The sequence below is a fragment of the Pseudomonas sp. P4_D7 genome, from assembly GCF_056401755.1.
The window spans coordinates 1-2,424 of record NZ_JBFUIR010000133.1; the positions used below are offsets into that span (position 1 = coordinate 1).

Genomic DNA, 2,424 nt, shown 5'->3' on the forward strand with positions numbered 1-2,424 from the left:
CAAGCACGTCGATCACATTGCCAGGGCACATCGTGCGTCCGTTGCATGGTGGGCACCTCCTCTGACTGGAAAATCCCACTGCATCGAAGCACTGTGTGCGCATTTAGCAGAGAAGCTTCCGGGCAGCGGCATCGCGGTACTCGATGCTAAGGACGTTCCCGGTGTCCCCGGCGAAGGCAGTCTCTGGATCGACTTCCTGCAGAATACCTTGGACTACCAAGGCAGCGTTCCAACCAACGTTAGCAGGATTCGTAACCAAGCTTATAAGGCCTTGTATGCCATTGCGGCGGAGTCAGGCCGTCTGTTTTTTATTATCGACGAAGCCCAGGCCCTACGGGAGATCGAATTTCGTTGGCTCAAAAGTGCCCTAAATAAGCTCGCACGTCGAAAGATCGACGTCGTGACTATCGTGTTCGGCCAAGTCGAACTGGTTCGTCTTTCCCTAGTCCTGAAGCGGAATGCTCGTTCTGACCTCCACGCCCGTTTCGTAGCGCGGCTATACGAACTGGACGGCGTGCAAAATGCGAAGGGCTTGACGATGTTGTTGAAAGCGTGCGACGAAGCATCGGAGTATCCGAAAGGCTCCGGGCTGTCATATACGCGGTTCCTTCTTCCGCTCGCTTTCGACAGTGGTCTCCGGCTCAGCGGGCAGGCAAACCTCATGTGGAACGCATTGCAGGAAGCTGGTCACGGYCCGAATGTGGGGATGAATGCAATAGCCGATACGCTGTCGTGGCTTGCTTGGCGCTGCAGAGATAAAGACAGCAAAGCGTTCGTTCCGGACGCGGAAGACTGGCTCGCCGCAGCTGAGGAGGCGCTTCCCGAGCAGATGGATGCTTCGACGAAGAAGGTGGTCGCCAAGCTCTTGACTAGCAACTCGAAGGCCTTGGGAGTGACGGCATGATCATCTGGAGCTCTGCTTTCGCGCGTGACACAGAATCCAACTGGAGCAAGCTACAGAAGTTAGCGTGGCTAAACGAGACATCGCCTTACGGAGCCTTGCAGCTTCTCACCAATAACCGGGCGAAAGGGAAAGAGGGGGCATGTCTTAGTGAGATTTCGCCCAAGTACACGGCTTGGACGAAGTGCGAAGAGCTGCTGGTCGGCGAGGCGTCGGAAAACGCGGAATCGATGGAACGCCATCGTGTGGTGATGGCCTTCGCGCCGACGTCCCGGGAATGGAGATTCAGTAGGGTGGGAATGGGGTGGTTCGACACCAAGAACCTCCGATTCTGTCGAAGCTGCCTGGACGAAGGTACCCATTTGCTGATTCATCAGCTCTCGGTTCTCGAGGCATGTCCTATCCACGGGGACGGTTTGATGGAAGCATGTCCTGGGTGCGGGCAATCGATACCCAATCAACGCGCCTCCAAGGGYGTGCCCTACGCCTGCGTCCGCTGTCACGCATCGCTGATTTCTCAACACATAAGGTGCGTTGAACACGAGAAGGAATCCGACGACATCAGGACGGCAGGCGAGGGCGGCGAACGTGAGACGGAGGCTTCTGATCAGCTTTTGATTCGTTCGCCGAGCGATTGGGAAGAGACAACTCGACTGGTGATCGATCCTATTCTGCTGTGGATGGAGGATCGCGAGCAGGCTAGGTTGCCAAACCCCAAGAGTCGCCCCTGGTTCCCAGCGCGCCAAGATGGGCGACTCCGGCTGGTTCCTTCGTTCGCGGCAGTGCCAGTTGCCATCGCAGCCGAAGCGGGTGATTTTCCTTGGCCCACAGGCCGGATGCCTCAGCCCATCACTACATTCCCTCTCAGGGTGTCCTTTCGTCGCGGGCCGTTGGCGCAGCGTTTGGATGTTGATCGCGTCATCCGCACGTACGACGATGCCCTGGGATTTATTGACCGTACCTACCACGTCGAGGAAACGTGCCTATGGAATGCCCGACAGATGATGCTCGCCACAACGGGTTCTGGGCAATGTGCTCCTATGGACAGAGGGTGCGTGTTCGCAATCGCCCGCGAGCTGCTTCAGCGACGACGCAGGACCTTCGAGCAGAGAGTGGTGACCACGATCCTCACGCCTTGGTGGCAGAGCGACTACGTGACCGACGAGGAGCTTTTTAGCGCAGTGGCGAGTTCATTTTACTTCAGTGTCGATTGTGTGCAGGCCTATCAAGAATTGAAGCGAGAGGAGCGGTCGTCTGAGGCGCTTTGCCTCGCGAATGACGGCATATTCGACTGGAATGATGATCCCTGGCTGCGATTTAACGACTCGAACGGAATTGTAGGTGGCCATCATTCCCTGTCTACCATGAACCGATATGGACCATGCACCACAAAAAGGTCATCGGTATGTCCGTGCGGGCTCGTTGAACGATAGCCGCCATACCAAGCCAAGGACGGCTAACTCGCAAGAAAGGTAACTGACGATCAGATTGGAGGGGTTCTAGTGCACGGGCTCTCTTATCTG

2 protein-coding genes are annotated in these 2,424 nt (G+C 56.6%); both read left to right on the forward strand.

What is annotated here, in order from left to right:
• The coding region (locus tag AC1DVF_RS28985) for an ATP-binding protein (protein WP_477783595.1) at nt 1-904 on the forward strand (904 nt) is incomplete at its 5' end.
• Complete coding sequence (locus tag AC1DVF_RS28990) at nt 901-2,334, forward strand: TniQ family protein (protein ID WP_477783596.1); 1,434 nt, start codon at nt 901-903, stop codon at nt 2,332-2,334. The genes AC1DVF_RS28985 and AC1DVF_RS28990, both read left to right, overlap by 4 nt.
• The last annotated feature ends 90 nt before the right edge of the window (nt 2,335-2,424 follow it).